The organism is Actinomyces sp. ICM58, assembly GCF_000283035.1.
Lineage (GTDB): Bacteria > Actinomycetota > Actinomycetes > Actinomycetales > Actinomycetaceae > Pauljensenia.
This window is the reverse complement of record NZ_ALIY01000048.1, coordinates 53,196-80,115: the sequence shown is the minus strand read 5'-3', so window position 1 is coordinate 80,115 and position 26,920 is coordinate 53,196. Positions and strand designations below refer to the sequence as shown.

General features: G+C 68.1%; 24 protein-coding genes and 1 riboswitch. Of the genes, 16 read left to right on the top strand and 8 right to left on the bottom strand.

The features are described 5' to 3' along the window. The first annotated feature begins 1 nt into the window (after nt 1). The 14 genes from coaBC (at nt 2) to HMPREF1138_RS02190 (ending at nt 17,425) form a co-directional block, all read left to right on the top strand. Nucleotides 2–1,237: a bifunctional phosphopantothenoylcysteine decarboxylase/phosphopantothenate--cysteine ligase CoaBC gene (gene coaBC / locus HMPREF1138_RS02255; protein ID WP_009055995.1), complete on the top strand. Its 1,236-nt coding sequence runs from the start codon at nt 2–4 to the stop codon at nt 1,235–1,237. Beyond that, on the top strand, nt 1,234–2,421 hold the full coding sequence (metK, locus tag HMPREF1138_RS02250) for a methionine adenosyltransferase (protein WP_009055967.1): 1,188 nt from the start codon (nt 1,234–1,236) through the stop codon (nt 2,419–2,421). The genes coaBC and metK overlap by 4 nt, the downstream gene beginning before the upstream one ends. Further along, nucleotides 2,418–3,056, top strand: a complete 639-nt coding sequence (locus HMPREF1138_RS02245; RefSeq protein ID WP_009056054.1) for a vitamin K epoxide reductase family protein — start codon at nt 2,418–2,420, stop codon at nt 3,054–3,056. The genes metK and HMPREF1138_RS02245 overlap by 4 nt, the downstream gene beginning before the upstream one ends. A gap of 41 nt (nt 3,057–3,097) precedes the next feature. Continuing rightward, on the top strand, nt 3,098–5,080 hold the full coding sequence (locus HMPREF1138_RS02240) for a primosomal protein N (protein ID WP_039936553.1): 1,983 nt from the start codon (nt 3,098–3,100) through the stop codon (nt 5,078–5,080). Between the two features lie 34 nt (nt 5,081–5,114). Then, nucleotides 5,115–6,059 carry a methionyl-tRNA formyltransferase gene (locus HMPREF1138_RS02235; protein WP_009056043.1) on the top strand — a complete coding sequence of 315 codons (945 nt, stop codon included), beginning with the start codon at nt 5,115–5,117 and terminating at the stop codon, nt 6,057–6,059. Further along, nucleotides 6,056–7,528 carry a transcription antitermination factor NusB gene (locus tag HMPREF1138_RS02230; protein ID WP_009056031.1) on the top strand — a complete coding sequence of 491 codons (1,473 nt, stop codon included), beginning with the start codon at nt 6,056–6,058 and terminating at the stop codon, nt 7,526–7,528. Before HMPREF1138_RS02235 ends, HMPREF1138_RS02230 begins: the two co-directional genes overlap by 4 nt. Before the next feature lie 10 nt (nt 7,529–7,538). Then, nucleotides 7,539–8,201 (top strand): ribulose-phosphate 3-epimerase, encoded by a 663-nt coding sequence (gene rpe, locus HMPREF1138_RS02225; protein ID WP_009056035.1) that lies wholly within the window; start codon nt 7,539–7,541, stop codon nt 8,199–8,201. 101 nt (nt 8,202–8,302) lie between these two features. Further along, nucleotides 8,303–8,432: riboswitch (FMN riboswitch) on the top strand. Nucleotides 8,433–8,488: 56 nt separating this feature from the next. Then, nucleotides 8,489–9,262: an ABC transporter permease gene (locus HMPREF1138_RS02220; RefSeq protein WP_009056045.1), complete on the top strand. Its 774-nt coding sequence runs from the start codon at nt 8,489–8,491 to the stop codon at nt 9,260–9,262. A gap of 12 nt (nt 9,263–9,274) precedes the next feature. Continuing rightward, on the top strand, nt 9,275–10,324 hold the full coding sequence (locus HMPREF1138_RS02215; protein ID WP_009056015.1) for an ABC transporter substrate-binding protein: 1,050 nt from the start codon (nt 9,275–9,277) through the stop codon (nt 10,322–10,324). 48 nt (nt 10,325–10,372) lie between these two features. Continuing rightward, a complete protein-coding gene (locus tag HMPREF1138_RS02210; RefSeq protein ID WP_009056033.1) occupies nt 10,373–11,302 on the top strand; it encodes a helix-turn-helix transcriptional regulator in 930 nt (309 codons plus the stop codon). Continuing rightward, nucleotides 11,295–12,230 carry a helix-turn-helix transcriptional regulator gene (locus HMPREF1138_RS02205; protein ID WP_009056030.1) on the top strand — a complete coding sequence of 312 codons (936 nt, stop codon included), beginning with the start codon at nt 11,295–11,297 and terminating at the stop codon, nt 12,228–12,230. Before HMPREF1138_RS02210 ends, HMPREF1138_RS02205 begins: the two co-directional genes overlap by 8 nt. Further along, nucleotides 12,227–14,989: a DEAD/DEAH box helicase gene (locus HMPREF1138_RS02200; RefSeq protein ID WP_009056017.1), complete on the top strand. Its 2,763-nt coding sequence runs from the start codon at nt 12,227–12,229 to the stop codon at nt 14,987–14,989. Before HMPREF1138_RS02205 ends, HMPREF1138_RS02200 begins: the two co-directional genes overlap by 4 nt. Nucleotides 14,990–15,063: 74 nt before the next feature. Continuing rightward, complete coding sequence (lnt, locus tag HMPREF1138_RS02195; RefSeq protein ID WP_050981219.1) at nt 15,064–16,647, top strand: apolipoprotein N-acyltransferase; 1,584 nt, start codon at nt 15,064–15,066, stop codon at nt 16,645–16,647. Beyond that, nucleotides 16,640–17,425 (top strand): polyprenol monophosphomannose synthase, encoded by a 786-nt coding sequence (locus tag HMPREF1138_RS02190; RefSeq protein WP_009056005.1) that lies wholly within the window; start codon nt 16,640–16,642, stop codon nt 17,423–17,425. The genes lnt and HMPREF1138_RS02190 overlap by 8 nt, the downstream gene beginning before the upstream one ends. Here the strand turns inward: HMPREF1138_RS02190 and HMPREF1138_RS02185 are convergent. After that, entirely contained in the window at nt 17,422–17,787 is a 366-nt protein-coding gene (locus HMPREF1138_RS02185; protein ID WP_009056016.1) for an RNA polymerase-binding protein RbpA, read from the bottom strand. The genes HMPREF1138_RS02190 and HMPREF1138_RS02185 overlap by 4 nt on opposite strands. Before the next feature lie 162 nt (nt 17,788–17,949). Between HMPREF1138_RS02185 and HMPREF1138_RS02180 the strand changes: the two genes are divergently transcribed. Together HMPREF1138_RS02180 and HMPREF1138_RS02175 are read left to right on the top strand one after the other, a co-directional pair. Further along, entirely contained in the window at nt 17,950–18,693 is a 744-nt protein-coding gene (locus HMPREF1138_RS02180) for a phosphatase PAP2 family protein (RefSeq protein WP_039936550.1), read from the top strand. Between the two features lie 33 nt (nt 18,694–18,726). Beyond that, a complete protein-coding gene (locus HMPREF1138_RS02175; protein WP_039936548.1) occupies nt 18,727–20,241 on the top strand; it encodes an Hsp70 family protein in 1,515 nt (504 codons plus the stop codon). Nucleotides 20,242–20,318: 77 nt separating this feature from the next. Here HMPREF1138_RS02175 and HMPREF1138_RS02170 read toward each other — a convergent pair whose 3' ends face one another. The 7 genes from HMPREF1138_RS02170 to pepN form a co-directional block, all read right to left on the bottom strand. After that, the gene (locus HMPREF1138_RS02170) at nt 20,319–20,870 is read right to left on the bottom strand and encodes a MerR family transcriptional regulator (protein WP_009056076.1); all 552 of its coding nucleotides are present in this window, start codon (nt 20,868–20,870) and stop codon (nt 20,319–20,321) included. A 112-nt stretch (nt 20,871–20,982) separates the two neighbouring features. Continuing rightward, nucleotides 20,983–21,750, bottom strand: coding sequence for a transcriptional regulator FtsR (gene ftsR, locus HMPREF1138_RS02165; RefSeq protein ID WP_009056000.1), 768 nt, complete (start codon nt 21,748–21,750; stop codon nt 20,983–20,985). A 1-nt stretch (nt 21,751) separates the two neighbouring features. Further along, on the bottom strand, nt 21,752–22,186 hold the full coding sequence (locus tag HMPREF1138_RS02160; RefSeq protein ID WP_009056029.1) for an FHA domain-containing protein: 435 nt from the start codon (nt 22,184–22,186) through the stop codon (nt 21,752–21,754). 105 nt (nt 22,187–22,291) lie between these two features. Further along, nucleotides 22,292–23,107, bottom strand: coding sequence for a DUF881 domain-containing protein (locus tag HMPREF1138_RS02155; RefSeq protein ID WP_009056088.1), 816 nt, complete (start codon nt 23,105–23,107; stop codon nt 22,292–22,294). Between the two features lies 1 nt (nt 23,108). Then, a complete protein-coding gene (locus HMPREF1138_RS02150) occupies nt 23,109–23,441 on the bottom strand; it encodes a small basic family protein (RefSeq protein ID WP_007589292.1) in 333 nt (110 codons plus the stop codon). Further along, nucleotides 23,438–24,292, bottom strand: a complete 855-nt coding sequence (locus HMPREF1138_RS02145) for a DUF881 domain-containing protein (protein WP_009056039.1) — start codon at nt 24,290–24,292, stop codon at nt 23,438–23,440. Before HMPREF1138_RS02145 ends, HMPREF1138_RS02150 begins: the two co-directional genes overlap by 4 nt. Beyond that, nucleotides 24,289–26,865, bottom strand: coding sequence for an aminopeptidase N (gene pepN, locus HMPREF1138_RS02140; RefSeq protein ID WP_009056060.1), 2,577 nt, complete (start codon nt 26,863–26,865; stop codon nt 24,289–24,291). The genes HMPREF1138_RS02145 and pepN overlap by 4 nt, the downstream gene beginning before the upstream one ends. Nucleotides 26,866–26,920 lie beyond the last annotated feature (55 nt).

Here is a 26,920-nt window from a genome sequence, read left to right as displayed (position 1 = left end):
CATGGCGTCAATCGTCGTCGGAGTGACCGGCGGCGTCGCAGCCTTCAAAGCACCGATCGTGGTCCGCGAGTGTCAACGCGCGGGCCACGACGTGTATGTGGCGGCGACGCACGCTTCGTTGGAATTTGTGGGCAGGTCGACCTGGGAGGGCATTACGTCTCGCCCCGTCGCAGTTGAGATCGCGGGGGAGGGGCGCGCCGAGCACGTCGAACTGGCCCGGGTCGCCGACCTGATCATCATCGTTCCGGCGACTGCGAATACCCTTGCTCGCCTGGCCGGTGGCTTTGCCGACGACATGGTGTCGCTGACGGTGCTCGCCTCTCGCGCTCCGGTGGTCGTGGCGCCCGCGATGCACTCGAACATGTGGCTGGCCCCAGCCACTCAGGCGAACGTGGCGGTGCTGCGCGAGCGAGGCGTCCACGTCATCGATCCCGTTTCGGGCGCCCTCGGCTCCGGAGACAGCGGCATCGGCCGTCTGCCGGCACCGGAGGAGATCGCGCGCCGCGCCCTGGCGATTCTCGGCGGGAGCGATGAGGCCGCTGTGGGCACCTCGCTCGCCGGAAAGTCACTGGTCGTGACTGCGGGAGGCACGAGGGAGCCGATCGACCCGGTGCGTTTCCTTGGCAACAAATCCTCGGGCCGTCAGGGCCTGGCCATCGCCGCCGCTGCGGCGCGTGCGGGAGCACGTGTGCGCGTCATCGCAGCCAATATCGACGACTCCGTGATGGCGCGCCTTCCCTCGTCGGTCGAGGTGACCCGCGTGGGCAGCGCCCAACAGATGCGCGAAGCCACGCTCGCCCAGGTGCGCGGCGCCGACGCCCTGGTCATGACGGCCGCGGTCGCCGATTTTCGCCCCGAGGCGACCCACGCCTCGAAAATGAAAAAGGACCCGATGACGGTCGACGCGCCGACCCTGCGCCTCGTGCGAAACCCCGACATTCTCTCCGAAGTCGGTCACGGCCCCCATCGTCCGCCGCTCGTCATCGGCTTCGCGGCAGAAACCGGCACCGACGAGGAGATCCTGGCCTACGGTGCCGACAAGGCCGCGCGCAAGGGGGCGGACTACATCGCCCTGAACCGTGTGGGTGCGGGCGTCGGTTTCGGTGACGTCCCCAACGATATCCGACTTCTCGACGCCGCCGGGCGCATCGTGGGCCGTTACACCGGCTCAAAGGATGAGGTTGCCGCAGGTCTTATCGGTCAGGTCGCCGCTTTCCTTGATAGCCTTGAGCGGTGAGTCAACAGCTTTTCTCTTCCGAGTCCGTCACTGAAGGTCACCCCGACAAGGTCTGTGACCGCATTTCCGATGCGATCCTCGACGCCCTGCTCGACGCCGATCCCCGCTCGCGCGTGGCCGTCGAGACGATGGCCGCCACCGGCCTCATCCACGTCGCAGGCGAGGTGACCACGGAGGCATACGTTGAAATCCCCGAGATCGTGCGCCGCGAGATCCTCTCTATCGGCTACGACTCCTCGCGCGTCGGCTTCGACGGCGCCTCGTGCGGCGTCTCCGTATCGCTCGACGGGCAGAGCCCCGACATCGCTGGCGGCGTCGACGAGGCGCTCGAGGTGCGCGGCACCCAGGGCGGCGATCGCCGTGACCGCCTGGGAGCGGGCGACCAGGGCATCATGTTTGGCTACGCGTCCTCCGATACCCCCGATCTCATGCCGGCGCCCATCTGGCTGGCGCACCGCCTCGCCAAGCGCCTGACCGACGTGCGCAAGCAGGGCGTCGTGGAAGGGCTGCGCCCCGACGGCAAGACCCAGGTGACCCTCGCATACGAGGGCGGGCGCCCCGTGGGCATCGACACCATTGTCGTGTCGACCCAGCACGACGAGAAGCTCACCCAGGGGGCCATCGCGCACGCCGTGCGCACCCACGTCATCGACCCCGTCATCGAGGAGTCCGGCCTAGCTCTGGCAACCGGCGACATGTCTGCGCTGATCAACCCCTCGGGACGCTTCGTCCTGGGCGGCCCCGCGGCGGACGCGGGCCTGACGGGCCGAAAGATCATCGTCGACACCTACGGGGGTATGGCCCGTCATGGCGGCGGCGCCTTCTCGGGCAAGGATCCCTCCAAGGTTGACCGCTCCGCCACCTACGCTGCCCGCTGGGTCGCCAAGAACGTCGTGGCCGCCGACATCGCCCAGCGCTGCGAGATTCAGCTTGCTTACGCCATCGGACGCGCCCACCCGATCGGCCTGTACGTTGACACCTTCGGCACCGGCGTCGTACCCGAGGAACGCATCGCTGATGCTATCCGCGAGGTCTTCGACCTGCGTCCCCTCGGCATGATTGAAGACCTGGATCTGCTCCGCCCGATCTACCGCGAGACCGCCGCATACGGCCACTTCGGCCGCGAGGGCTTCCCCTGGGAGGCCACGAACCGCGTCGAACAGCTCAAGGCTGCCCTCGCATGACGAGGTCAGCGGAGCAGGTCGAGGATTTCGTGCCCTCCTGGGATACCGAGGAGGCGCGCAGGTCGTGGCGTCGGCGCACGAGCCTGGAGATGATCGTCTCCGGGTTTATCGGCCTGGTCACTTCCTTCGTCCTGTCGATCGAGGCGTGGCAGCTGGCCGCCGATTCGTCGACGCGCTTCGGCTGCGACGTCTCCGCGGTTCTGTCGTGCTCGACGGTCGCCCAGACGTGGCAGGCCCGCATTCTGGGATTCCCCAACGCCTTCCTCGGCATTTTCTTCGAGGCGGTGGTCTTGGCGATCTCCGTTGGGATTGCCGCCGGCGTGCGATTCCCGCGCTGGTACATGGCCTGCACGAATCTCCTGTACACGGTCGCGCTGTTTTTCGCGTTCTGGCTCTTCAGCCAGTCCTACTTCATCATTCAGGTCCTGTGCCCGTGGTGCTTGCTCATCACGCTCACGACGACGCTCGTGTTCGGCGGTATTACGCGCATCAATATTCGTGACGGCGTGATTCCGGCGCCCGAGTCTGTGCGCCGTATTGTTGCCCAGGGCCTGGACTGGGCGTTGTGGGGGCTCATCGTCTTTGGTGTGCTTGCGATGGTGGTCGCCAAGTACGGGTTGAAGCTTTTGGGCTGAGCGGTACCGCAGATGAGCCCGCGCTGTGTTTCACTAGGCTCATGATGTCCACGCAGGGTCTGCTCGACGGTTTCGACCCGCCTGCCACGCGCAGCGCTCAGGTCGCCCGTGTGCTTGTCGACGTCGATCTGGCCCACATGGATCGGCCGCTCGATTACCTGGTTCCCGACGCTCTCGTTGACCGGGCCCAGGTTGGTTCTCTCGTTCGCGTGCGTTTTTCGGGTACCCGGGTCGAGGGCTGGATTATCGAGCGGACCCGACGCGAGGTGAGCGACGGTGTGGGGCGCCTCGAGGCGGTCGTGTCAGAGACACCCGTGCTCACGCCGTCGCTGTACGAGGCCGCACGCCGTGTCGCCTCGCGTTTCCTTGCCACGACGTCCCAGGTGCTTTCTTACGCCGTGCCGCCCCGGCATGCGCGCGCGGAGAAGGAGGTCCTTGCCAGTGCGTCTCCCGCGTGGCCCGTCATTGACGCCCCGGGCGCGGGGGAGGGCTGGCGCGCCTACTCGGCCGGTCAGGCCCTGCTGTCGCGGCTGGGGGCGGGTGAGTCTCCCCGCGCCGTCGTTACTTCCCTGCACCCTCACCTGCGTTCGTGTCTGTCTCAGGCCGTGGCCGCGACCGTGTCGTCGGGGCGCAGCGTCGTGGTCATCACGGCGACCGGCGAGCAGGCCTCGCGCGTGGCCCGCGACCTTGAGGACGATCTGGGCGTGCCCGCTGCCCTCAGCGGCGGCGAGGTTGGTGCCCAGGAGCGTTACCGCGTGCACGTCGCCGCCTCCCTGGGCCGCGTCCCCATCGTGGTGGGCACACGTTCGGCGGTGTGGGTTCCCTGCGCGTCCCTCGGGCTCATCATCATCGTCGGAGACGGGGACGATCGTCTGCGCGAACGGCACTTCCCTCGCTGCGATGCCCTCGATGTCGCCGTGCAACGCTGCGCGGTGGAGGGCGCCGGTTTGCTCGTCCTGTCCGCGTCTCGTTCGGTCAAGGCCCAGGCTCTCGTTCGCTACGGGTGGGCGGTGAGCGTCGACCCCACTGCGCAGGCGTTGCGCGAGGCCACGCCGCGCGTTCACCTGCACGGGCAGGTCGAAGCCGAGCGCGAGGGGGCCGGTGGGCGCATGCGCATCCCGCAGGCCGCCCTGCGCATGATTCGCCAGGGCCTGCGCGAAGGACCGGTCCTCATCCAGGTGGCGTCCGCGGGCTACTGGCCGACCGTCGTGTGCCGCCGCTGCGGCGAGCATGCGCGCTGTACTCGTTGCTCGGGGCCTCTGGCGATGGACGCCGAAGGGGTGACGTCGTGTGCCTGGTGTGGTCGCGAACCCAGCTCCTGGCGGTGCCCGCACTGCTCGGGGCGAGAGCTGCGCGGCGCGCGCGTAGGTTCCTCGCGCACAGCCGAGGAGATCGCCCGCACCCTCCCCGAGGCCTCCGTCCTCGAGTCCTCGGCCGCCCACCGCGTCAGCCGCACGCTTCCCTCTCGTCCCACCGTCATTGTCGCGACGGCGGGCGCCGAACCCCACGTCGACGGCGGCTACGCCTGCGCGATCATCCTCGACGCCGCGGCCCTTGCCGGGCGAACGGAGCTGTGGGCGCCCGAGGAAGCCGCCCGCCGCTGGCTTGACGCGCTCTCGCTCGTGCGACCGGGCCGCCCCGGCCTCGTCGTGGGAACGATTCCCGAGGCCCTCGGTCAGATGCTCGTTCGCTGGTCACCCACCGACTACGCCGACCGGCTCCTCGATGAGCGCGAGGCCCTCGGGTTTTTCCCCGCGTGCACGATGGTGGCCCTCGATGGCCCCGCTGCGCAGGTACGCCAGGTCGCTGACCAGGCCGTGCGCGAGGGCGGCGCACAGCTCGTGGGTACGGTCGCCGTGCCCGCCACCCGTGAGGGTGAGGAGAACCGGGTGCGAACCCTCGTGCGCGCGCCCCTACCGGATGCGGCCGACATGCTCGCCACGCTCGACCGCGTCCGGCGCTCGCGCAGTGCTCGCAAGACACCGCTGGTGAAAATGAGCGTGAACCCACCGGAGCTCTTCTAAGTCCGGGGCCACGCGGTGCCGTACACTGGCGCTCGTGCGCATTATCTTTGCTGGAACCCCCGATGCCGCAGTGCCCACGCTGCGTGCCCTGCTCGCCTCCTCTCATGAGGTTGCCCTCGTGATCACCCGCCCGCCCGCGCGGCGCGGTCGTGGAAAAACGCTGTATCCGTCTCCCGTGGCCGAGGTCGCGGCGCGCGCTGGCGTCGAGGTGGCGGAGACGACGACGCTCAAGAGCACGCAGATCGGCGAGCGCATCGCCGCCGTGGACGCCGACCTCGGTGTGGTCGTGGCCTATGGGGGGCTCATTCCCCCCGCCGTCCTCCAGATGCCGACCCACGGGTGGGTGAACCTACACTTTTCGGACCTGCCCAGGTGGCGGGGTGCGGCACCCGTCCAGTGGGCGATTCGCGAGGGGGACGCCACGACGGCATCGTGCGTGTTTCGCCTCGAAGAGGGGCTCGACACCGGCGACGTCTACTCGCGCGTCGAGGTGAGAATCGGACGCGAGAGCGCCGGCGAGCTGCTGGATGCGATGGCGCAAGCGGGCGCCTCCCAGGTTCTGGACGTCGTCGATGGCCTCCAGGCTGGCACCGCGGTGGCTGTTGCACAGAGCGAGACCGGCATCACGCACGCGCGGCGCCTGGAGCACGCCGACGGCTACGTCTCCTTCACGCGCAGCGCCGAGGAAGAGGACCGCATCATCCGCTCCGTCACGCCCAACCCGGGCGCCTACACGATTCTGCCCGGCGGCACGCGCATGAAGCTCGGCGTGGCCACGCCGGTGGAGCGCGATGACCTGGAGCCAGGCCAGCTGGAGATCACGAAGAAGCAGGTGAGCGTCGGCTGCTCGGGTGGCGCGCTCGTCCTCGGCCAGATCGCCCCCGCCGGTAAGTCCTGGATGGACGCCGCGGCGTGGGCCCGGGGGGCCAGGCCGGATGACACGATGCGCTTCGGCGGTGTGATGGGGGATGGACAATGAGCGAACGCCGCTACTCCGACGGCTACCGTAAGCTGCGTCGTGCCGACGAGCCCCGTCGTATCGCCTACGAGGTGCTTAACGAGGTTCAGACCAAGGGTGCCTTCGCGAACATCCTGTTGCCCAAGGCGCTGCGTCAGGCGCGCCGGGACGGGCACTTCACCGACCGCGACGCGGCCTTCACTTCCGAGCTCGTCCACGGCACGCTGCGCGCGATTGGGCGCCTCGACTGGGTCATCGCCCGCCACGTGGATCGGCCGCTGGCCGACCTGGATCCGCGCGTTGTGGTGCTGGCGCGCATGGGCGCCCACCAGCTCCTCGACATGCGCGTTCCCGACCATGCGGCCGTCTCGGCGACGGTGGACGTCGCCCGCGAGCACCTGACCGACGGCCCCGTTCGATTCGTCAACGCCGTCCTGCGCTCGATCACGCGCGAGAGTAGCGACGAGCGCGAGGCCGCCATGGCCGCCATCTCGGACGTGGACGAGGCGCTGGGCGTGCGCTACTCGCATCCCGCGTGGATGGTGCGCGCGTTCCGCGAGGCGCTCATCGCGCACGGCTACTCGCCGGACGAGCTTGAGGACGTCCTCGCAGCGGACAACGAGGTGCCCACCGTGACACTCGTCGCGCGCCCGGGCCTGATGAGCGTGGATGAACTCGCCGACGAGGCGGAGGATATCCTCGATACGCGGGTGGCCCTCGGTACCATCTCCCCGCGCGCTGTGCTGCTCGAATCGGGTGATCCGGCGCGTCTTCCCTCGATTCGCGACGGCCGCGCGGGCGCCCAGGACGAGGGTTCTCAGCTCGCCGCGCTCATCGCCGCGCATGCGCCGCTGGAGGGGGGAGCGGATGAGCGCTGGCTTGACCTGTGCGCGGGTCCGGGCGGCAAGGCGGCGATGCTCGCGGGGCTGGCGCAGGAGCGCGGGGCTCGCGTGATCGCCAACGAGGTCCATCGCCACCGTGCCCGTCTCATCGAACGCACGACGCGGCTCTACGACTCCATCGAGGTGGTCAGCGGGGATGGGCGCAGCTTTGGCGGCGGGCGCAGCGCCTGGCCGCTCGCGTCCTTCGACCGCGTCGTCGTCGATGCTCCATGCTCGGGCATGGGGTCGCTGCGCAGGCGGCCCGAGTCGCGGTGGAATCGCACCCCCGCGGATGTGGAGGAGCTGACGGAGTTGCAGGCTGAGCTCCTGGACCGCGCCGTCGCACTGACTCGCCCCGGTGGCGTCCTGACCTACATCACATGCTCGCCGCACGCGGCCGAAACCCGCGACCAGGTCGCGCGTCTGCTCGATCTCGGCGACGTCGACTTGTGTGACACTGTCGCACTCGCCGACGACTGTGCTCCATCCCCGCTTGGCGTACCAGACGCAGCGGGCCGCCTATCCGGCGCGGCGGGCCGCACCCTGCAACTGTGGGATCACCGGTTTGGCACGGATCTCATGTTTGTGGCGTGCCTGCGCAGGCGCTAGCATATGCGTTATGAACGCCACAATTAGCCCCTCGATCCTGAACTGCGACATCGCCGACCTGCGCGGCGAACTCGCGAAGATCGCCGGAGCCGACGTCGCCCACGTCGACGTCATGGATAACCATTTCGTGCCGAACCTGTCGTGGGGGCTCCCTGTCGCTGAGGCCGTCGTCAAGTCCGGGATCCTCCCGGTGGACGCCCACCTCATGATCGAGGACCCCGATCGCTGGGCGCCCGGCTACGCGGAGGTCGGATGCCACTCGGTGACCTTCCACGCCGAGGCTGCGGCCGCGCCGCTTCGCCTGGCGCGGGAGCTGCATCGTCTGGGGGCACGCGCGGGGCTGGCGCTCAAGCCTGCGACTGACATCGCGCCCTTCGTGGATATCCTCAACGAGTTCGACATGATCCTGATCATGACTGTCGAGCCTGGCTTTGGCGGCCAGTCCTTCATCGAGCAGATGATTCCCAAGATCGAACGCACCCGGGCGGCCATCAACGCCGCCGGCCTGGAGGTGTCGATTCAGGTGGACGGCGGGATCTCGCGCGAGACTATCGAGCGCGCGGCCATCGCTGGCGCCGATAACTTCGTCGCCGGCTCCGCTGTGTTCCGCGCGGAGGACGCCCACCGCGAGGTGGAGGCGCTGCGCGAGCTCGCGAACGCCCACACTCACTGATCGCGACCACGCCAATGAGCGGGACGGGGCTCGGGCCTCGTCCCGTTCTTGCACCGCGAACTCCTCTCGCAGCCACACGCCCCGCGTGGCACAATGGCAAGCGAGTACTCCGGGGTCGGTGAAAGTCCGAACCGGCGGTGATAGTCCGCGACCCGCCCTCACCGAACGAGGGCGGTTGAGCCGGTGAAATTCCGGCGCCGACGGTTACAGTCCGGATGGGAGGAGTGCATGAGGCGCATGCGTGCGTCTGCTGTGCTGCGCGTACCCCCGGTGTCGGAAAGTAAGTCGTGGCATCTCGGAACAAGCCTCGCGGTGTGCTCACCGTCGCGGCACCGATCATCTTCTTCGCCCTGTTGCTGGCGGGTTGGTGGCTGTCGACCACGCTGACCGGCATCGAAGCCTGGCGCCTGCCCGATCCGCTCACTGTCGCCCGCAAGGGGGCGGCGCTCTTGCAGCGCCCGACCACCTGGCGTCAGATCGCGGTCACGGGCGGCGAGGCGGTTGCTGGGTGCGCGCTCGGAACGGTCGTTGCGCTGCCGTTAGCGTATGCGATCTACCGTTGCCGCCTGTTGGCTGCGGCGGTGGAACCCTTCCTTGGGGCAACCCAGGCGTTGCCCGCCATCGCAATCGCCCCCATTCTCGTGCTGTGGGTCGGGTACGGCATCACGCCGATCGTCGTGCTGTGCGCGCTCATGGTGTTTTTCCCGATCCTGGTGTCCACGGTCGTCGGACTGCGTCATATCGACCGCGAGCTGCTTGAGGCGGCCGCGCTCGACGGAGCGACGGGGTGGACGATGGCCCTGCACATGGAGATTCCGCTTGCGGCCCCCGCAATTCTGGGCGGTCTGCGCAACGGTTTCGCTCTGTCGGTCACGGGCGCAGTCGTGGGGGAGATGGTCATGGGAGGGTCCGGGCTCGGGCAGGTACTCACTCAAATGAGAAGCAACGTGGACACCGCCGGCATGTTCGTCATCATCGCGATCCTGTGCGCGATGGCGACGATCCTGTATGTCATCGTGTACCAGGTCGAGCGGTCGAAACGTTACGCCATCACGCAGTGAAGGAGACATCCCTTGAAGCTTTCCACTATTGGTCGCGGCCTCGCACTCGGTGCGTGCGCCTCGCTGGTGCTGTCCGCTTGTGTGGCAGGTTCGAACGCAGGCCAGTCGGGCTCGTCCGCAACCGGCGACGCCGACGTCACCATCGGTCTGACCTACATTCCGAACGTGCAGTTTGCGCCCGTGTACGTCGCCGACGCGCAGGGCCTGTATAACGACGCGGGAGTGACGGCGACGGTGCGCCACCACGGCTCCGATGAGGGCCTCTTTACGGCGCTGTTGGCCGGGCAGGAGGACGTCGTTATCGCCTCGGGCGACGAGGCTGTGGTGGCCGCCTCGCAGGGCCTGGACCTCGTCTCGATCGGGCAGTACTACGCGTCCTACCCCGGCGCTGTCATCGTTCCCGCGGATTCTCCGATCGCGACACTCGCAGACCTGAAGGGCAAGACAATTGGCATTCCCGGCGAGTATGGCTCGAGCTACTACGCGACCCTCGCGGCGATCAAGGCCGGCGGTCTGCAGACCTCCGACGTGACTATTTCGTCGATCGGCTACACGCAGCAGGCGGCCCTGGCGGCCGGCCAGGTAGACGCGGTCGTCGGTTTCACGAACAACGACGCGGTGCAGATGCGCCTGGCGGGTCTCGACATTCGCGAGATTCCACTCGATGACGGTTCCACCCCGCTGGTCGCGGCCTCGATTGTGACGACGCGCGAATGGGCGCAAGCGCATCCGCAGCAGGCTCGTGCGGTGGTGTCGGCAACGGCCAGCGCAATGAACGCCATCGCCGAGAATCCGCAGGTCGCGCTCGATGCGACTGCGCAGTGGGATACGACGCTGACCGATGAGACGTCGCTCGGCGCGGCGAACGCGGTGCTCGCTGCGACCGTTCCACTGTGGCTCGGCGACGACGCGCGCTCGGATGGGGTTCAGGATCTCGCGACGTGGTCGTCGATGGTGTCGTTCCTGTCCTCCATTGGCGTCCTCGAAGGGGACGTGGATCCGTCCGCTATCGTGACAAACGAGTACGCCGACGCCGGTGCGCAGGCCTCGTCTCAATCCTGACGGTGCGCCGCACGCACGGGACGCGCACGCGTCGCGTAGGGTAGGTGGGTGAGCACCGCCCCTACCGCCAACGTGCGCGTCCTTGAGCTTTTCGTCGAGCTCCTGGGTGCGCGGCCGGGACGCACCAAGGCGCAGTTGCGTTCCCTTCCCGGCTATCGAGGCCTGGCCGACGACGCGTTCGAGACACAGTTTCAGCGCGACAAGGACGCCCTGCGCGACGCCGGGGCACACCTGAGCATTGGGCGCGGGGAGCGTTATTCGATTGCGCGTGATTCTTTCGCCCCCGACATTGAGGTCACGAGTGTGGACCGGGTGCTGCTCTCGCTTGCTGCCCGCGCCTGGGACCGCGAGGATATCGTGGCGGATTCGATCGACGCGAAGGCGGCGGCCGCGTCGGACGAGGACATATCCGCGCCCGCGATTCGCCTGGGGCTGCGGGGGCTGGAGGCCGCGACGTCTTTCGCGCGCGCTATTCGCGAGCGCCGCGTCGTTAGCTTCGCGTACCCGGGGTCGGGGGATCTGACCGAGCGCGCGGTGGAGCCGTGGGCCCTGAGCGTTCAGGGGCGGGCGCTGTACCTGTGGGGCTGGGACCTGGATCGGGACGCGGAGCGCACGTTCCGCGTGTCTCGCGTGCGCTCCACGGTTGAGTTCTTGGGGGAGGAGGGTGACGCCTCCCCGGCCCCCGCGCGCGTCGCCCCGCGCGTCTCCTCGCTGGTGTCGCCGCTTGTTCGCATCCGACGGGGCAGTGCCGCGCGGAGTCTGCTCGCGGGGTACGAGGCCTTGGATGAGCGCGCAGCGAGCGTGCACACGCGTGAGGGCTGGGAGCCTGTGAGCCTGGAGGATGGGGAGATCGGCACGTGGATCGCCCGGCTCTTGCCGTTGGCAGCCGACGTGGTCGTCATCGGTCCCGACGCGCTGCGCGCAGCGATGCTCGACCGCCTGCGATCGGCTGCGGCCTGGGGAGGAAACGATGCCTGAAACCGTGTCCTTGGCCATCGTGCGCCTATCCTCGATGATCGCGTGGATCGCCGAGCATCCGGGGGTGCACGTGGATGAGTTGTGCGCGCACTTTGGCCGCACGCGCCGCCAGGTGCGGCGCGACATCGAGTACCTGGCCTCCGTTGGTGATTCGCTGCCCGGGCAGTCCTTCGAGGTCGACTGGGGACTGTTCGAGGAGGAGCAGCGCGTGTCGCTGCGCGCGACGCTGGGGGCGAGCGCGCCCCTGCGTTTGTCGGAGGTGGAGGCTCAGGCGCTCCTGATCGGCCTGTCGGCCATCGGCCCTCTCCTGGCGCCGGATGTGGCTGCGCACCTACCCCATGCGGCCCTCGTCGTGAGTGCCCTGGGCGGGCTAGAGGAGGCGAGCGCCCAGGGCTGCATTGACGCCTCGCCCGTCCCGGCCTCGTCCACCATCGCCGACGCTCTGCGCGAGGCCCTCGCGAAGGCTCAGCGCGTGTCTTTCGACTACGTGTCTGCCCAGGGACGGTCCTCGCACCGCGTCGTCGACCCGTGGTCGTTGGAGGCGAGCTCGACCGGCTGGCTGCTACGCGGATGGTGCACGCAGGCGGAGGGGCCTCGCACGTTTTCGCTCGCGTCGATGTCAAACGTCGACATCGTCGGACCGCGCGTGCGCTCACCGCGCCGGGTGCACGACGACGCACCCACCTGGACGCTCGACGTGGACCGCACCGCCCGCTGGATCGCCGACGAGTACGCGGGCAGCGTCGTCGATGAACTCCCCGATGGGGGAGCGCGCATCCGCGTGCCCGTGTGGAACGAGGAGTGGGGGCTGAGCCTGCTCACCGACATCGCCGCGCACCTGCGCGCCGTGACGCCCGACCGCCGCGCCCTGGCAGGCACGCGTGCGCGTTCGATCATCACCGAGTGGAGCCGGGAGGAAGAATCGTGAGCCCGAAACGACGCAGGCACCGAGCGCCGCACGCACGCTCTGTCGAGGTCGAGGAACGCACGAGCGTCGGAGAGGGCAGCGCCTCCCAGCGTTACGCGGCCTACAAGGAGTACGCGCGCGCCGCAACGTCGCTGCGCGCTCGCTGGGTCGAGGGGTTGAGTTTTACCCCCGATCCCTTCCAGTTCGATGCGCTCGACGCCGTCGAGGCGGGAAACTCCGTGCTCGTCGCGGCCCCGACGGGTGCGGGCAAGACGATCGTCGGCCAGTTCGGGGCGTTCGTGGCTGTGCAGCGCGGCATGCGGGCTTTCTACACGACGCCCATCAAGGCGCTGTCGAACCAGAAGTACCTGGAGCTGTGCGAGCTGTACGGGGCTGACAACGTCGGCCTAGCGACCGGCGACACGTCGATCAACTCCAAGGCTCCCGTCGTCGTCATGACGACCGAGGTCTGCCGCAACATGATCTACGCGGGGGCGCCGCTGGAGGACCTGGGCGTCGTCGTCCTGGACGAGGTGCACTACCTGGCGGACAAGATGCGCGGCCCCGTGTGGGAGGAGGTCATCATTCACCTGCCCGCGCACGTCGCCATCATCGCTTTGTCGGCGACGGTCTCCAACGCGGAGGAGTTCGGCGCGTGGATCCGCGAGGTGCGTTCCTCCTGCGAGATCATCGTCTCCGAAAAGCGCCCGGTGCCGCTGTACCAGCACATGATCGTCGGCGAGGAGATTTTCGACCTGTACGCGCCGACCGGCAAGGGCAAGCTCAACCCTGAGCTGGTGGCGGCCACGGGTGACTCGGGGATGCGAGGCGGGCGCGGTTCGCGCTCGTGGAACCGGTCGCCGCGCGTGCGCCGCGAGTCGCGGCCCTCGACCCTGATCTCGCTGGACCGGGCGCACCTGCTGCCCGCGATCACGTTCATTTTCTCGCGAGCGGGCTGTGAGGACGCGGTGCGTCAGGTTCTTCTGACCCGCATCACCCTGACGACTCGCTCCGAGGCGGCCGCCATCGAGCGCTACGTCGACGAGGTGATCGCGCTGATCGCCCCAGAGGACGCCGTCGTGCTCGGCGTCGACGCCTGGAAGCGCGGCCTGATGCGCGGCATCGCGGCCCACCACGCGGGGATGCTGCCGCTCATGAAGGAGACGGTTGAGCACCTCTTCTCGGAGGGCCTGGTCAAGATGGTGTACGCGACCGAGACACTGGCCCTGGGAATCAACATGCCCGCCCGTACCGTCGTCATCGAGTCCCTCACGAAGTGGAACGGCTCCGCCCACGTGTCCCTGTCGGCCGGTGAGTACACGCAGCTGTCCGGGCGCGCGGGGCGTCGCGGCATCGACACCGAGGGGCACGCGGTCGTTTCTCACCGCGGGGGAGTGGCGCCCGAGGAGGTTGCGGCCCTGGCGTCCAAGCGCACCTATCCGCTGATCTCCGCTTTCACTCCGACCTACAACATGGTCGTCAACCTGTTGGCCCGCTCGACCCGCGCCCAGACCCGCTCCGTCCTAGAGTCTTCCTTCGCCCAGTTCCAGGCAGACTCCGCGGTGGTCCAGCTGGCGACGCGCCTGAGCGAGCTTGAGGCTCTCAGGGATTCGGCGGCCGATGACCTGTCTTGCTCGCGCGGTGACGTCGGCGAGTATCTCATGATGCGCGAGCGCATTAGCCAGGCCGAGAAGGCGGGCGCGCGCGCCCGCAAGCGCGAGACTCGTGAGGAGTCGCGCCGCGTCCTTGCGGGGGTGCGCACGGGTGACGTGCTGGCCCTGTCCAGGGGCCGCAAGGTTCGTTTGTGCGTCGTCGGCGCGAAGGCGACCGCCGCCTCGGGCCGTGTCGAGGCCTCCGTCATCGGCGAGGATGCCACGTGGCGCGCGCTCGCCCCGGAGGATGTGCGCGGGGGCATCGCGATCGTGGGGCATATGTCGATCCCGGGCGGTTCGGCTCTGAGGCGCACGAAGGAACGCACGCGCATCGCCGGAGAGCTGCGCTCGGGCGCGGCCAAGGGACGATACCAGCTGCCCGCCGATGCGGCGGGGGAGGACACGATCGGCCAGATGCGCGCCGCCATGCGGGCCCACCCCGTGCACCGCTGCCCCCACCGTGAGGAGCATGCTCGCGCGGGTGCCCGGTGGGCGCGTATGGGGCGTGAGATCGAGCAACTGCGCCGCTCAATCGACTCTCAGACCGGTTCGGTGGCCGCCCAATTCGACCGCGTGTGCGCCGTCTTGGAGCGCCTCGGATTCCTCGACGGTGACCGCGTGACGGCCTCGGGGCAGCGCCTGCGCCGTATCTTCGGCGAGCGCGACCTCGTCGTCGCGATGTCCCTCAACGAGGGGACGTGGAACGACCTGGACGAGGCGGAGCTGGCGTCGATTGTCTCGGCCCTTGTGTACGACTCGCGCAGCGACGACGAGGCGAACGAGCTGACCCCCACGGGGGTCGGGATCCGCCTGCGCACGGCCTGGGAGGAGTGCGTGGGCACGCTCGCGCGCGTGCACCGCGTCGAGAAGCAGTGCGGCTGCGAGCCCACACCGTCCCTCGACGCTGGGCTGATGTCCTCGACGCTCGCGTGGGCGCACGGGTCGACGCTGGCGACCGCGATTGACGGGGCCGAGATTCAGGCCGGCGATTTTGTGCGGTGGATGCGCCAGGTGATGGATTGCCTCGGGCAGATCGCCTCCGCCGCGCCGACAAGCGATCTCTCGCGCACGGCCGAGGCCGCCAAGGACCGCATCGGTCGCGGTATTGTTGCGTGGTCCACCATCTAGCGTGCCGGGAGGGTAGCGTGAGGACTTTGCAGATACTACGCCGCGCGTCGATCGCACAAACGTGTGCGGACGCCATGATCGGGGCGGTGGCCGGGCTGGCTCTGTACTCATCTTTTCCGCCGCTGGGGTGGTGGTGGATGTCAATCCCGGCGCTCGCGCTGTTCATCTCCCGCATCGACGAGGCCCGGGCCCCCAGGGCGCTTGGCGTAACGCTTTCCTTCGGCATGAGCATGTGGCTGCCGCTCATCGACTGGATCCCCATGGCGGTGGGAACGCGGGCGGCGTGGTTCGTGCTCGCCTTCGTGCAGACGCTGTTCCTGTGCGCCTGGGTCGTGTTCGTCCGGTGGACGAGCCTGTGGCGCGCGGCTCGCTCGCCGCTGGCACAGGCGCTCCTGTATGCGATCAGCTGGGCGGGGGTCGATGCCGCGCGCTCGCGCTGGCCGTGGTCGGGCTTCCCGTGGGGTTCGGTGGCCTTGCCTCAGGTGGATTCCCCGCTCGGGCATCTCGCGCCCGTCGGCGGGACGAGCCTCGTTGCGGCCGCCGTCGTCTTTATCGCCGTTCTCCTGCGCCGGTCGTGCGCCGGGCGAGATGGGGCCTTTGCCCCTGAGCGCCGTTTCTCACGGCCGCTCCTGGCGCTGAGCGCGTGCGTGCTTGTCGTTGCCCCGGCGGCGATTCCGCTGTCGAACGAGGCGGAGGCGGGCACCGTGCGCGTCGGCGTGGTTCAGGGGGACATCGCATTGCCGGGCGCGCAGGCCTACAGTCATCCGGGTGAGGTGACGGGAAACAACCTGCGAGCCTCACTCCAGCTCGCCGCAGACCCTGCCGTCCAGGAGCGGCCGATTGACGTCGCACTATGGGGCGAAGGCTCGGTGGATCGAGACCCGGTAACCTTTCCCGCGATCGGCGCGATGGTGGACGAGGCTGCACTGACACTGGATGCACCAATCATCATCGGCTACACCAACCTGAACGAGCGCGACCGCGTGAAGAACTGGCTCGCCGTGTGGGAGCCGGGGCGAGGCGTCGACGAGGAGGCGCGCTACTCCAAGCACGTGCCCGTACCCTTCGGGGAGTTCATCCCCTTCCGCGACGTCATTTCATCTTTCGCCACCGAGGTCGCCCAGGCCAGCAAGGACATGGAGGCGGGGCAGGAGGCTCCCCTCATGACGCTTCGCCTGCGCGACGGGCGCGACGTGCCCGTGGCCGTCGGCATCTGCTTCGAGGCGGCCTACCCCTCGGTCATCGGGCAGGGCGTGGCGCTGGGCGGGCAGATGATTGTGACGCCGTCGAACAACTATCATTTCCGTTCCTCGGGGGAGTCCGCCCAGCAGGGCCAGCTGCTGCGCATGCGCGCGATGGAGTATTCGCGCGCCGCGATCCAGTCCTCGACGACGGGCAGCTCCTACGTGATCCGGCCGGACGGAAGCGTGCTGGCCTCCACAGACACGCAGAGCGTCGCCACGCTGATCGCTGACGTTCCCCTACGTACCTCGACGACGCTCGCCACGCGGGCGGGGGAGCGGATCCCGAGTGCCTTCATGGGTGCGACGCTCCTCATCGCACTCGCAGGGCTCGTCGCGGCTCTTCGCGGGCGCGCCTCGATGCGCCCAGCAGGTGCGGCCACTCGTGACAACAGGCAGAATGTGACTCATGACTAACGCGCAGCGTCTTGCCCCAACTCCTCAGGGCGACCACACCCTCGTCGTCATCCCGACCTACAACGAGATGGAGACGCTGCCAAGGCTCCTCGACGAGGTCTGGGCTCAGCTTCCCGCGGCCCACATCCTCATCGTTGACGACTCTTCGCCCGATGGCACGGGGGAGTGGGTCGACGAGCGGCGTGCGCGCGAGGAGCGGCTCTTCGTCCTGCATCGCCCCGCGAAGTCAGGGCTGGCAACCGCCTACGTGGATGGCATGGGGTGGGCCATCGCTCACGACTATCCGTTTATCCTCCAGATGGACGCGGACGGATCGCATCGTCCGATCGATCTGCCCAAACTGCTGGCGCGCATGGGAGGACCCGACCAGCCCGACCTCGTCATTGGCTCTCGTTGGGTCGCCGGCGGGCGCATCAACGGGTGGTCGGCCAAGCGCGTCGCCCTGTCGAAGGCGGGTAATTATTATGTCCGTTTATGCCTCGGGACCCCCGTGCGGGACGCGACCGCGGGGCTGAGGGTTCATCGGTCCTCGTTCCTTGCGAGCCACGCCGTGTTGGAGCGCGTGGCGACCACCGGTTTCGGCTTTCAGGTCGAGATGACGGAGCTCGAACGATCCCTCGGAGCCGTTATCGCCGAGGTGCCCATCACCTTCGATGAGCGAGTGGCGGGGGAATCGAAGCTCGACTCGTCGATCTTCGTTGAGGAACTCGCCATGGTGACAAAAGGCGGCCTGAGCCGTCTGGCCCAGGCCGCGCGTTCGCCGTTTCGCAGGGGTTAGCCCTTGCGATAGGAGCCCTCGGGGCGCAGGCGACCCTCGCGGTAGGCGGTGAGCTGCTCGCTCAGGACGACCTCCAGCTCCTCGATGGAGCGACGCTCGAGCAGCATGTCCCAGTGGGTGCGCTGCGGCTTGACGGGCTTGTTATCCTCGTCTTCCTCGGTTTCGCCAATGAGCTCGGCGGTCTGACCGCACTTGCATTCCCAGGTAGCGGGAGCTGTGGCCTCGCTGGAAAGGGTCACCTCGAACTCGTGTCCATTCGGGCACGCGTACCGGACGATGAAACGGTCGGCGAAAACGACGCCATCCTCGGACTCGAGGGACTTGGCGCCGATCTGCATGCCACGCAGTGCGCGGTCAGCCATAACTGCCTCCTGGACGTAGTGACGAAACGGGTTCATTCTATCGGACACGTCAAGCGGAGCGCCGTGTCACCCCTCGCGACCCCACCCCTCCGATCCGATAATGTACATTATGTCCGTTTTCCTCCCCAGGGCGCACCCCTCCCACGCGCTAGAGTTACGACCATGACAACGGACCATCAATCACAGCGACACACCAGGCATCCCGTGCGAGAGGCGCTTACACTCACCCTCGCCTGCCTGGCTTACTCGGTCCTCTCGTTCTTGGCGCGCGCCAGTGAGTCGCTCGCATTCAGCCACGCCCACAGCATCGTCGCCCTCGAGCGTCGCATTGGCCTCTTTATTGAGCCGTCCGCAAACGCATGGCTGGCCGCGCACTCAACCCTCGCCTCGCTCGCATCGATACAGTACGCGACCACCTTCCTCCTCTTTACCGGGCTGACACTCGTGGCACTATGGATCAAGGCGCCACAGTTCTACTCCCGGGCCAGATGGACGCTCGTCGTCATGACGCTCGGCGCGCTCGTCACCTACTGGAGCTACCCGCTTGCTCCCCCGCGGCTCGTGCCAGGACTGGGCATCGCCGACTCCGTCGCCGAGCACACCTCCTCGTATTCCCACCTCTTTGGCACCCTCGCCAATCCCTACGGGGCCATGCCGTCGATGCACACAGGCTGGTCGGTGTGGGTGGCCGTCATGCTCGGAACCTACGTCTGGCGTTCATGGTGGGCGCGTCTCACACTCGCCCTCCATCCAACTCTGACCATCGTGACAATTGTCGCAACGGGCAATCACTATGTGATGGACGCCATTGCAGGAATCGCGTATTTCCTGATCGCTTGGCTCTGCGTCACACTCATCCGCCGAACATTACTGAAAAACGTGCGAAGCACCGGCGAGACGTCCTAGGATGCGTCGAAAATGCGCGCTACTGTTGGGGCCATGAGACTTGGAGTAGATTTTGGCACCACCACGACCGCGATCGCTATTGTTGATCGAGGAAACTATCCCGTCGTCTCCTTCGTCAACAACCGTGAGGACACGGTCGACTTTATCCCCTCGGTGATCGCACTCGACGGCGATCACCTCGTGTTCGGCTTCGACGCCGAGGACGCCGCGCGCGAGGGCGCGCCTCACCTGCGCTCCTTCAAGCGCCTTCTGTCCGACCCCTCGGTGACCGACACCTCCACGCTGCGCCTGGGCAACCACTCCATCCCGATCCTTGATGTGCTGACCGGTTTCCTGAGCTACGTCGCCCGCCAGCTGCGCACGAACTCGTCCGTGTCCACCGTGCCCGCCGATGAGCCCCTCGAGGCCCTCGTCGGCATCCCCGCTCACGCGTGGTCCGCCCAACGCTTCCTCACCCTGGAGGCGTTCCGCCGCGCCGGATGGAACGTCCTGGCGATGGTCAACGAACCCTCCGCAGCGGGTTTCGAGTACACGCACCGCCACGCGGGCACCCTGAACTCGAAGCGCACAGCCATTCTTGTCTACGACCTGGGCGGCGGCACCTTCGATGCCTCCATCGTGTCGGCGACCGGCACGCTCCACGAGGTGCTCGGCTCTCGCGGCCTGAACCTGGTCGGCGGCGACGATTTTGACGTTATCCTGGCAACGCGCCTGGCCGCTGCCGCGGGCACGGATTCCGGCCTGCTCGGGGACGCCGCCTGGGAGCGCCTCATCGAGGACGCTCGCTCCGCCAAGGAGGCTCTCTCCCCCTCCACGAAGTTCATCACCGTTCCCGTTGACGGCGAGCCCACCACGATCACGGTCGCAGACTTCTACGAGGACGCGACCGCGCTGGTGGAGGCGACCGTCGAGGCCATGGAACCCCTCCTGGTCCCCGACGCGTCGGGCGTCGGCCAGCTCGGTGGCGACATCGCCGGCCTCTACGTGGTCGGCGGCGGCTCCCAGCTTCCCCTCGTCGCGCGCATCCTGCGCTCGCGCTTCGGGCGCCGCGTGCACCGTTCGCCCCACACGGCGGCCTCGACCGCGATCGGCCTGGCCATCGGCGCCGACCCGGAGGCCGCCTACACGGTGCGCGAGCAGCTCTCGCGCGGCGTCGGGGTCTTCCGTGAGCGAGACGGCGGTTCCTTCATTTCCTTCGACACGCTGCTCGACCCCAACACCGAGCTGGCGCCGGGCGAGACCCTGACGATCAAGCGCCGTTACCGCGCGGCCCACAACATCGGCTACTTCCGTTTCGTCGAATACTCCTCGCTCGACGACTCCTGGGTGCCCCGCGGCGACCTCCAGCCCTACGGGGAGGTCATCTTCCCCTTCGATCATGCCCTGCGTCGATCGAACGTCGACATCGCGTCGGTGCCCGTCGTGCGCACGGAGGACGGGCCCCTCATCGAGGAGTCGTACATGGTTGACGAGAACGGCATGGTGACGGTGGAGATCACTGACGTCGAGTCCGCCTACACGGTGACCTGCCCCCTCGGACGCAAGTAGGGGTCCACTCCCCCGCTGACTGAAAAGGCCGTGGGCCTGGCATTCGCCAGGCCCACGGCCTTATGTCAATGTGTGCGTCAGGACGCGGATCGCTTCGCGCGGCGGCGCTCGGCCAGCTCGTCGACGAAGGTGCGATCCGAGCGCTCGAGCGGCAGCTCCGCGAGCGACCCCTCGACTTCACGCCACACGCGCCCGACCGCGATACCGAAGACGCCCTGGCCGCCCTGCAGAAGATCAATCACCTCGTCGGTGGAGGTGCACTCGTAGACGGAGGCGCCGTCGCTCATGAGCGTGATCGACGCCAGGTCATCCACTCCCCTGTTCTGCAGCGAGGCGACGGCGACGCGCACCTGCTGGAGGGACACGCCCGCGTCCAGGAGCTTCTTAACGACCTTGAGAACGAGGATGTCCCGGAAGGAGTAGAGGCGCTGCGAACCCGAGCCGCGAGCCGCGCGAATCGAGGGCTGGAGCAGGCCGGTGCGAGCCCAGTAGTCCAGCTGACGGTAGGTGATGCCGGCGGCGTTGCACGCAATCGGCCCACGGTAGCCGACCTCGTCCGTTTCGAGGCCCTCGAGTGGGTCGCCAAAAAGCATGCCCTGCCGACTCACGGCGTTGGCTTCTGCGCTCACTGTGGGGCTCCTTGGGGGTCGTATGTGATGAGAACAGGACTACGGTAGAGCACCGGGCGGGGCGGGTCAATGACCGTATCGGCGAGTCTAACCTTCAGGTTAAACATGAAAGTTAGGCGCCGTCGTCACTGAGCGATGACACGGCCACCGCCAGCATGTCTCGATGCAGCTCGGCGAACAAATCACCCAACTCGATCGCTCGCGCACGCGCCCGTTCGCGGTCCGCGCCACGGCCTCGTCCCCTCTGGGAAGACACCGTCTGATCAATGATATCCGCGCTGCGCTCCGCGCCCTGGCGCACCGCGCGCAACACCCGCACATCCACGCCCGAACTCTCTAGGCGCGCGATCGTCGACACCGCCTGCACGCAGCGCGCCGGGAAGTATCCCGCCAGATCCGGGGTGATCAGGCCGAGACGCGAATAGCGCTCCAGCGTGTCCATATCGACACCCGTCAGGTCCGACAGGTCAGCGGCAGGGATCGCTCGGCGGCCGCCCAGCGACACCGTCTGGCCCTCCGAGGACACCACCTGCGCAACGCGACGCCGCGTCGGCGTATGTCCGGCGTCGAGGGCATCGAGCTGGGTGCGAATCACGCTAAGCGGAGTGAAAGAATCTCGCTGTTCGGACAGGACGTATCGCAGACGCTCCACGTCGGCGGCAGAGTACTTGCGGTAGCCGGCACCCGTGCGCGCGGGGTTCACGAGGCCTTCGCTCTCCAGGTAGCGCACCTTCGACAGCGAGATCGCAGGAAACTCCGTCTTGAGCTCCTCGACCACCCGGCCGATGGAGAGCACGGGAGCGTGATCGGCATCGTGCGGCCACGAGGTCGCCCCGGGCTCGGGGTGCGAGTCGCGGATGCGTGCGACGGACGCCGACACGTCAGGCCTGCTTGGTCGACGGCTGGTAGGTCAGGCGGTACTTACCAATCTGGACCTCGTCGCCGGCGTGCAGCTCGATGGAGTCGACGCGCTCACGATTCACGTAGGTACCGTTCAGGGAGCCCGAATCGCGCACCACGTGACCGCCGTTGGAGGCGATGAACTGGCAGTGCTTACGCGAGACGGTCACGTCGTCGAGGAAGATGTCGGCCTTGGGTGAACGGCCCGCGTTCGTCACCTCGGGGTCGAGGAGGAAACGCGCGCCCGTGTTCGGACCGCGCTGAACGATCAGCAGGGCGGAGCCGGCGGGGAGCGCCTCGACGGCCTCGCGGTCGCGGGCGGACAGAGCAACCGGCGCCTCTTCGACGTCATCCGCCACGGGTGCCAGGCCGAAGATCGACGTTGCTGTGGGGTCAAAAGGCTGGTTGTCAGACATGGTGCGCTCCAAAAGGTCTCGTTACGGGAATGTGCTAAGTGTAAACGCTCACCATGCCTCAGGCGCGGGCACGGCGGCTTCCGACACCATTATAGGCCGGGGCCTTTACTCGTAGGTCGCGTACTGGGGCGGGCGAGGGCTGGCGAGGGAATCAATCGTGACGTGATCGGTCGGCGTGATCGTGACAGTGGCGCCCTTGGCGCGCATCTGAGAGGCGGAGCCGGCCTGAATCTCCAGGGCGGTCGCGATCGTCTGAGACTCTCCGATGACGGTCCACGTGTAGGGCGAGGCGATGGGTGTGCCGTCCACGACAATGGCCCCCGCCTGCCCCGTGAAGGCGGAGCGCGTGGTGAGCCGCACGCCGTTGAGGTCGATGGCCTCGGCCCCCGCGTTGCGCAGCTCGCCCAGCGTCATGACGAACTGCGTGGGGCTCAGGTTGGCCCCCGGGTCGAGAACCGAGACGCTCACCCCCGGCCCCTGGACGGCCACGGTTCCCGCGGCGATCTGCGCCTGGAGCGCGGCCTTTGCGGAGGCCTGTTCACGCGCTTGGGCCTCGTCGGCAGCGCTTTGCAGGTCCTCAAGCTCGCTGGTCAGCTCTGCGCGCCGCTCGCGCAGGTTCTGCTCCCGGGTACCCAGCTCATCGAGGACGGTCACCAGGTCCTGCTCCGAGAGCCCTTCGAGAGGATCGGAGCGCTGGGCACGGACCTGCGTAGCCAGGGCGAAGCCGAGGATCATGAAGATGATGAGCATGACCACGTGCAGGCCTCGCGGGAGCGCGAAGAACGCTCCCTTGGCGCGCGCCCAGAGGCGCGGCGCAGCGTGTTCCTCGCGGTGGGCGCTCCTCCTGCGGGCGCGATTGCCCCCCTCGGCGTGGCTCGCCTCGTCGGCGGTCGCGGTCTCGTCGATGATGTCGTCGCTCATATCAGGCCTTCAGCAGGAGTCGGCGGATGGATGCGGTGTTGGAGAAGATGCGGATGCCCAGGACCACAACGACGGCGGTCGTCATGGCCGAGCCGACGCCGAGCTGCGTGCCCAAGAAGACGAGCAGGCAGGCCACCACGACGTTCCAGAAGAAGGAGGTGACGAAGACGCGGTCCGCGAAGCGCCCCTCAAGCCACGCGCGCCCCGCACCGAAGAGCGCGTCCAGGCCCGCGACGACGGCGACGGGCAGGAAGGGCGTGAGCCAGGCGGGTACGGTCGGGTCGAGCAGGACGCCCAGGACGATTCCGATGATGAGTCCGATGACGGCAATCATGAGGTGCCTCCGTGAGTGGGGTCGGAAACGGGCGAAGCATACTGGGGGACGGAGGGCGCGAGCGCGTCCATGGTCAGGGAGGAGACGACCTTGGTGGACACGGTCATGCCAGTGACGGACTGCGCGGCGGAGAGGTAGTCCCCCGTATTACCGCGCACGAGGGCGACGGACAGGGCGTTCGAGTCGCCAATGGCGCTGACCTCGTAGGGCGAGGAGATGGGGGTGACGTTCACCAGGATGGCCGAGCCAGCGGTGCGCACGAAGGTGGCGGGCCCAATCCGTTGTCCGTTGATGGAAATCGCTTCGGCCCCCGCTCCCCACAGGGCGTTGACGACCATCGCCAGATCCTGGTCACGCACGGCACCGCTCCCCTTCCCAGGGGCCGCCCGATCCGTGAGCGTCACGATGATGCCGGGGCCCGAGGCAGGAGTCGTCGCGACCTGGAGGGCCAGCGTCCCATCGGTCCCGGCGGCGTTAGCGGGGTCGGAGTATTGCTCGATGGCGTGCCCCAGCGACTGTACCTCCGAGTCCAGGGCTGCCACGTTCTCGCTACGAGTCGAGGCCTGTTGCTTCAAATCCGCCTTCACGTCGCCCGCGGGGGCGCGCAGCGACGCGGTCGCCACGACCGCACCGAAGCCGAGCGCGACGGCCACCGCGAAGACGCCAACCCGCCCTATCAGGGAGGCGGGACGCGGCCCGTGCTCCGCACGGTAGTGCTCGTATCCGGCGTCGAGGGGGTTGGCCAGAAGCGAGGTGAGCAGCGACATCGAGGCCGCGGGGTCCACCGACGAGGCCTCGCTGGCCTCGAGCGCCTCCCCCGCGGTCCCGCCGCGCTCCTCCGGCCTCGTCACTGATCGCCCTGCCAGCGACGCTGGACGCGCTCGCGGCGCTCGAAGTCGTCGAGGTGTTCGACGACGATGCGGCGCAGCTGCGCGGGAGCATCCTCGTTGGCGCCGAGCCAGGAGCGCAGGAGCGAGACGCTGGCCTCAACGCTTCCCTCGCGGTCGATGTCGACGCTGAGGTCAAGGACGCCGCTGACGTAGCGCAGGGACATGCCGATCGTGTGGGACTCCCAATAGCCGCGCATGCGTGCCACGGCCTCGCCGGTGCCGCGCTCGCCCTCCCAGGTGGAGGACTGCAGGCCCGCGAGAGTCGCGCTCAGGTAGTCGTTGGACAGCGTGTCCGACCAGGCGGATTCCCACGCCCGAGCGCGGGCTGCCTCGTCGGGGATGGAGGCCAGGGCCTCGACGCTCATGCGGGCGGCCTCACCAGAACCGTCGGCGTCACGCCACGCAAGAATCGTCTCCTCGTCGACGAGGCCTCGGGCTGCCAGCGCGCGGCGCGCGCGCCAGGCGATGTCGGGATTGTCGCTGGCCGCAAAGGCGCGTACCGTCGCCTCGTATTCGTCGCCGCCGCGGGCAGCGAACTCGGCGATAAAGGCGCGCGTGTAGGCCCGCCACGCGTCGGCGTCGTCGGCCTCCTTCGCCAAGCGAATGGTGGTGGCCAGGACCTGGTCGTGGGCATCTGCGCGCGCCGCGCCGGGCAGGAAGGAGGAGAGCGCCTCCGACACGAACAGAAGCAGGCGGTCGCGAATAGCGGGCTCGGTCTCGGCGGGGACCGCGTTCAGGACGGCAACGACGAAACGCCTGGGATCGAGCAGGCCGTCGCGCACCGCGTTCCACAGCGACGCCCAGACGACCGCGCGGGTGATGGGCGCGCCGATCGTTCCCACGTAGGCCAGGGCGACGTCGGTGGAACGCTCGTCGAGGCGCGAAATCGCATACGTGAGGTCGTCGTCGTTGATGACGACCAGGTCGACGAAGGCTGCTCCGCCGGGGAGGGCAAGCACGCCGTCGGGATCGATGGGGGCGCTCTCACCGTCGATGCGAACATCGAAGACGTGCGTGCGCTCGAGCGCGCCGGAGGCGGCACGCCACGTGGAGACGGTGACGCGATGGGGACGCAGCACACCGCCGCACGCCTCGGCGCCCTGGTGAAGGGTGAAGTCCGAGATCGCTCCGACAGAATCGGTGCGCCAGGAGGCGGACAGCGTCGAGGGGCCGGACGTCTCGAGCCAGGCGCTCTTCCAGGAGCCGAGCTCCTGATGGGAAGCGGCCTCGAGGGCCTCAAGCAGGTCGGCGAGCGAGGTCGCAGCGAAGCGATGCTTGTCAAAGTAGCGGCGCGCTCCCTCATAGAAGGCGTCCTCGCCGACCCAAGCGACGAGCTGCTTGAGGACGGCTGCTCCCTTGGCGTAGGTGATGCCGTCGAAGTTTGTCTTGGCGGCGGCCACGTCGGGGATGTCGGCGGCGATGGGGTGCGTCGTGGGCATCTGGTCCTGCGTGTAGGCCCAGATCTTGCGGTTCATCGCGAAGTTGGCCCACTCCCCCGTATACTGCGTCGACGTCGCGATCGCGCTGGCGCCCTGGTTCTCGGCGAAGGATTCCTTGAGCCACAGGTCGTCCCACCACGCGGGGGTCGCCAGGTCGCCGAACCACATGTGGCACATCTCGTGCAGGGTCGTGTTTGCGCGACGCTGACGTTCCGTGAACGTCGGGGTGGAACGGGAGATGTAGCTCTCGTTAAAGGTGATGCAGCCGGGATTCTCCATGGCGCCGAGGTTGTACTCGGGCACGTAGATCTGGTCGTAGGAGCCCCACGGGAAGGTCACGCCGTAACGCTCGTGGAAGAAGTCGAGGCCCGCGCGAGTGACCTCACAGACGTCGTCCGCGTCAAGGTAGCGCGCGAGTGTACGCCGACACGCCAGGCGCAGGGGAAGCTCGACGTGTCCGCCGTCGCTCGCCCCGCCGCTCCATGTTCCCCCGTCGATGACGGCCCACGGTCCCGCCACGACCGCGGTGATGTAGCTGGACAGCGGGGGCGTGGCGGAAAAATCGTGACGCACGGCGTCGTCACCGGCTGGCGCTGCGCCGACCTCGACGCCGTTGGAGAAGACGACCCAGGACGGGGGCGCGATCACGTGGAAGGTCCACACGGGCTTGACGTCGGGCTGGTCGATGCACGGCCAGGCACGGTGCGCGTCGTTGGGTTCGAACTGGGTGTACAGGTACACCTCCCCGTCCTCGGGGTCGGTGTAGCGGTGGAGGCCCTCGCCGGAGCGCGAGTAGTGGGCGAGCGCGCGCACCTCAAGCGTGAGGCTCTCCCCCACCGGCAGGCCGGATACCCAGACGCGATCCTCATCGTCCTCGAAGGGGTGCTCCGCGCCGTTGAGCAAGACGGCGCGGACTTGCCCGGCGATATCGATGAAGGTGCGCTCCTCGCGAGCGGTCAGGGTCAGGACCGACGTGACGGGGTAGGTTTCCTGGGAGGAGTCTGCGGCACCCGAAACGTCAACGGTGACGTCAATGGAGGACACCTCGAGCGTGGCAGCGCGATGGGTTGCTTCGTTGCGTGTCAAAATCTGCATGTCTCCATCCTACTGTGTCACTGTCCATGCGTGTGCGACACGGGCAGCCGATGAC

Bases quoted from the DNA above. Each gene is read 5' to 3' on its own strand.
- coaBC (WP_009055995.1), top strand. From the start codon at position 2: ATGGCGTCAATCGTCGTCGGAGTGACCGGCGGCGTCGCAGCCTTCAAA.
- HMPREF1138_RS02245 (WP_009056054.1), top strand. From the start codon at position 2,418: ATGACGAGGTCAGCGGAGCAGGTCGAGGATTTCGTGCCCTCCTGGGAT.
- HMPREF1138_RS02240 (WP_039936553.1), top strand. From the start codon at position 3,098: ATGATGTCCACGCAGGGTCTGCTCGACGGTTTCGACCCGCCTGCCACG.
- HMPREF1138_RS02230 (WP_009056031.1), top strand. From the start codon at position 6,056: ATGAGCGAACGCCGCTACTCCGACGGCTACCGTAAGCTGCGTCGTGCC.
- rpe (WP_009056035.1), top strand. From the start codon at position 7,539: ATGAACGCCACAATTAGCCCCTCGATCCTGAACTGCGACATCGCCGAC.
- HMPREF1138_RS02205 (WP_009056030.1), top strand. From the start codon at position 11,295: ATGCCTGAAACCGTGTCCTTGGCCATCGTGCGCCTATCCTCGATGATC.
- lnt (WP_050981219.1), top strand. From the start codon at position 15,064: ATGATCGGGGCGGTGGCCGGGCTGGCTCTGTACTCATCTTTTCCGCCG.
- HMPREF1138_RS02190 (WP_009056005.1), top strand. From the start codon at position 16,640: ATGACTAACGCGCAGCGTCTTGCCCCAACTCCTCAGGGCGACCACACC.
- HMPREF1138_RS02185 (WP_009056016.1), bottom strand. From the start codon at position 17,787: ATGGCTGACCGCGCACTGCGTGGCATGCAGATCGGCGCCAAGTCCCTC.
- HMPREF1138_RS02180 (WP_039936550.1), top strand. From the start codon at position 17,950: ATGACAACGGACCATCAATCACAGCGACACACCAGGCATCCCGTGCGA.
- HMPREF1138_RS02175 (WP_039936548.1), top strand. From the start codon at position 18,727: ATGAGACTTGGAGTAGATTTTGGCACCACCACGACCGCGATCGCTATT.
- HMPREF1138_RS02160 (WP_009056029.1), bottom strand. From the start codon at position 22,186: ATGTCTGACAACCAGCCTTTTGACCCCACAGCAACGTCGATCTTCGGC.
- HMPREF1138_RS02155 (WP_009056088.1), bottom strand. From the start codon at position 23,107: ATGAGCGACGACATCATCGACGAGACCGCGACCGCCGACGAGGCGAGC.
- HMPREF1138_RS02150 (WP_007589292.1), bottom strand. From the start codon at position 23,441: ATGATTGCCGTCATCGGACTCATCATCGGAATCGTCCTGGGCGTCCTG.
- pepN (WP_009056060.1), bottom strand. From the start codon at position 26,865: ATGCAGATTTTGACACGCAACGAAGCAACCCATCGCGCTGCCACGCTC.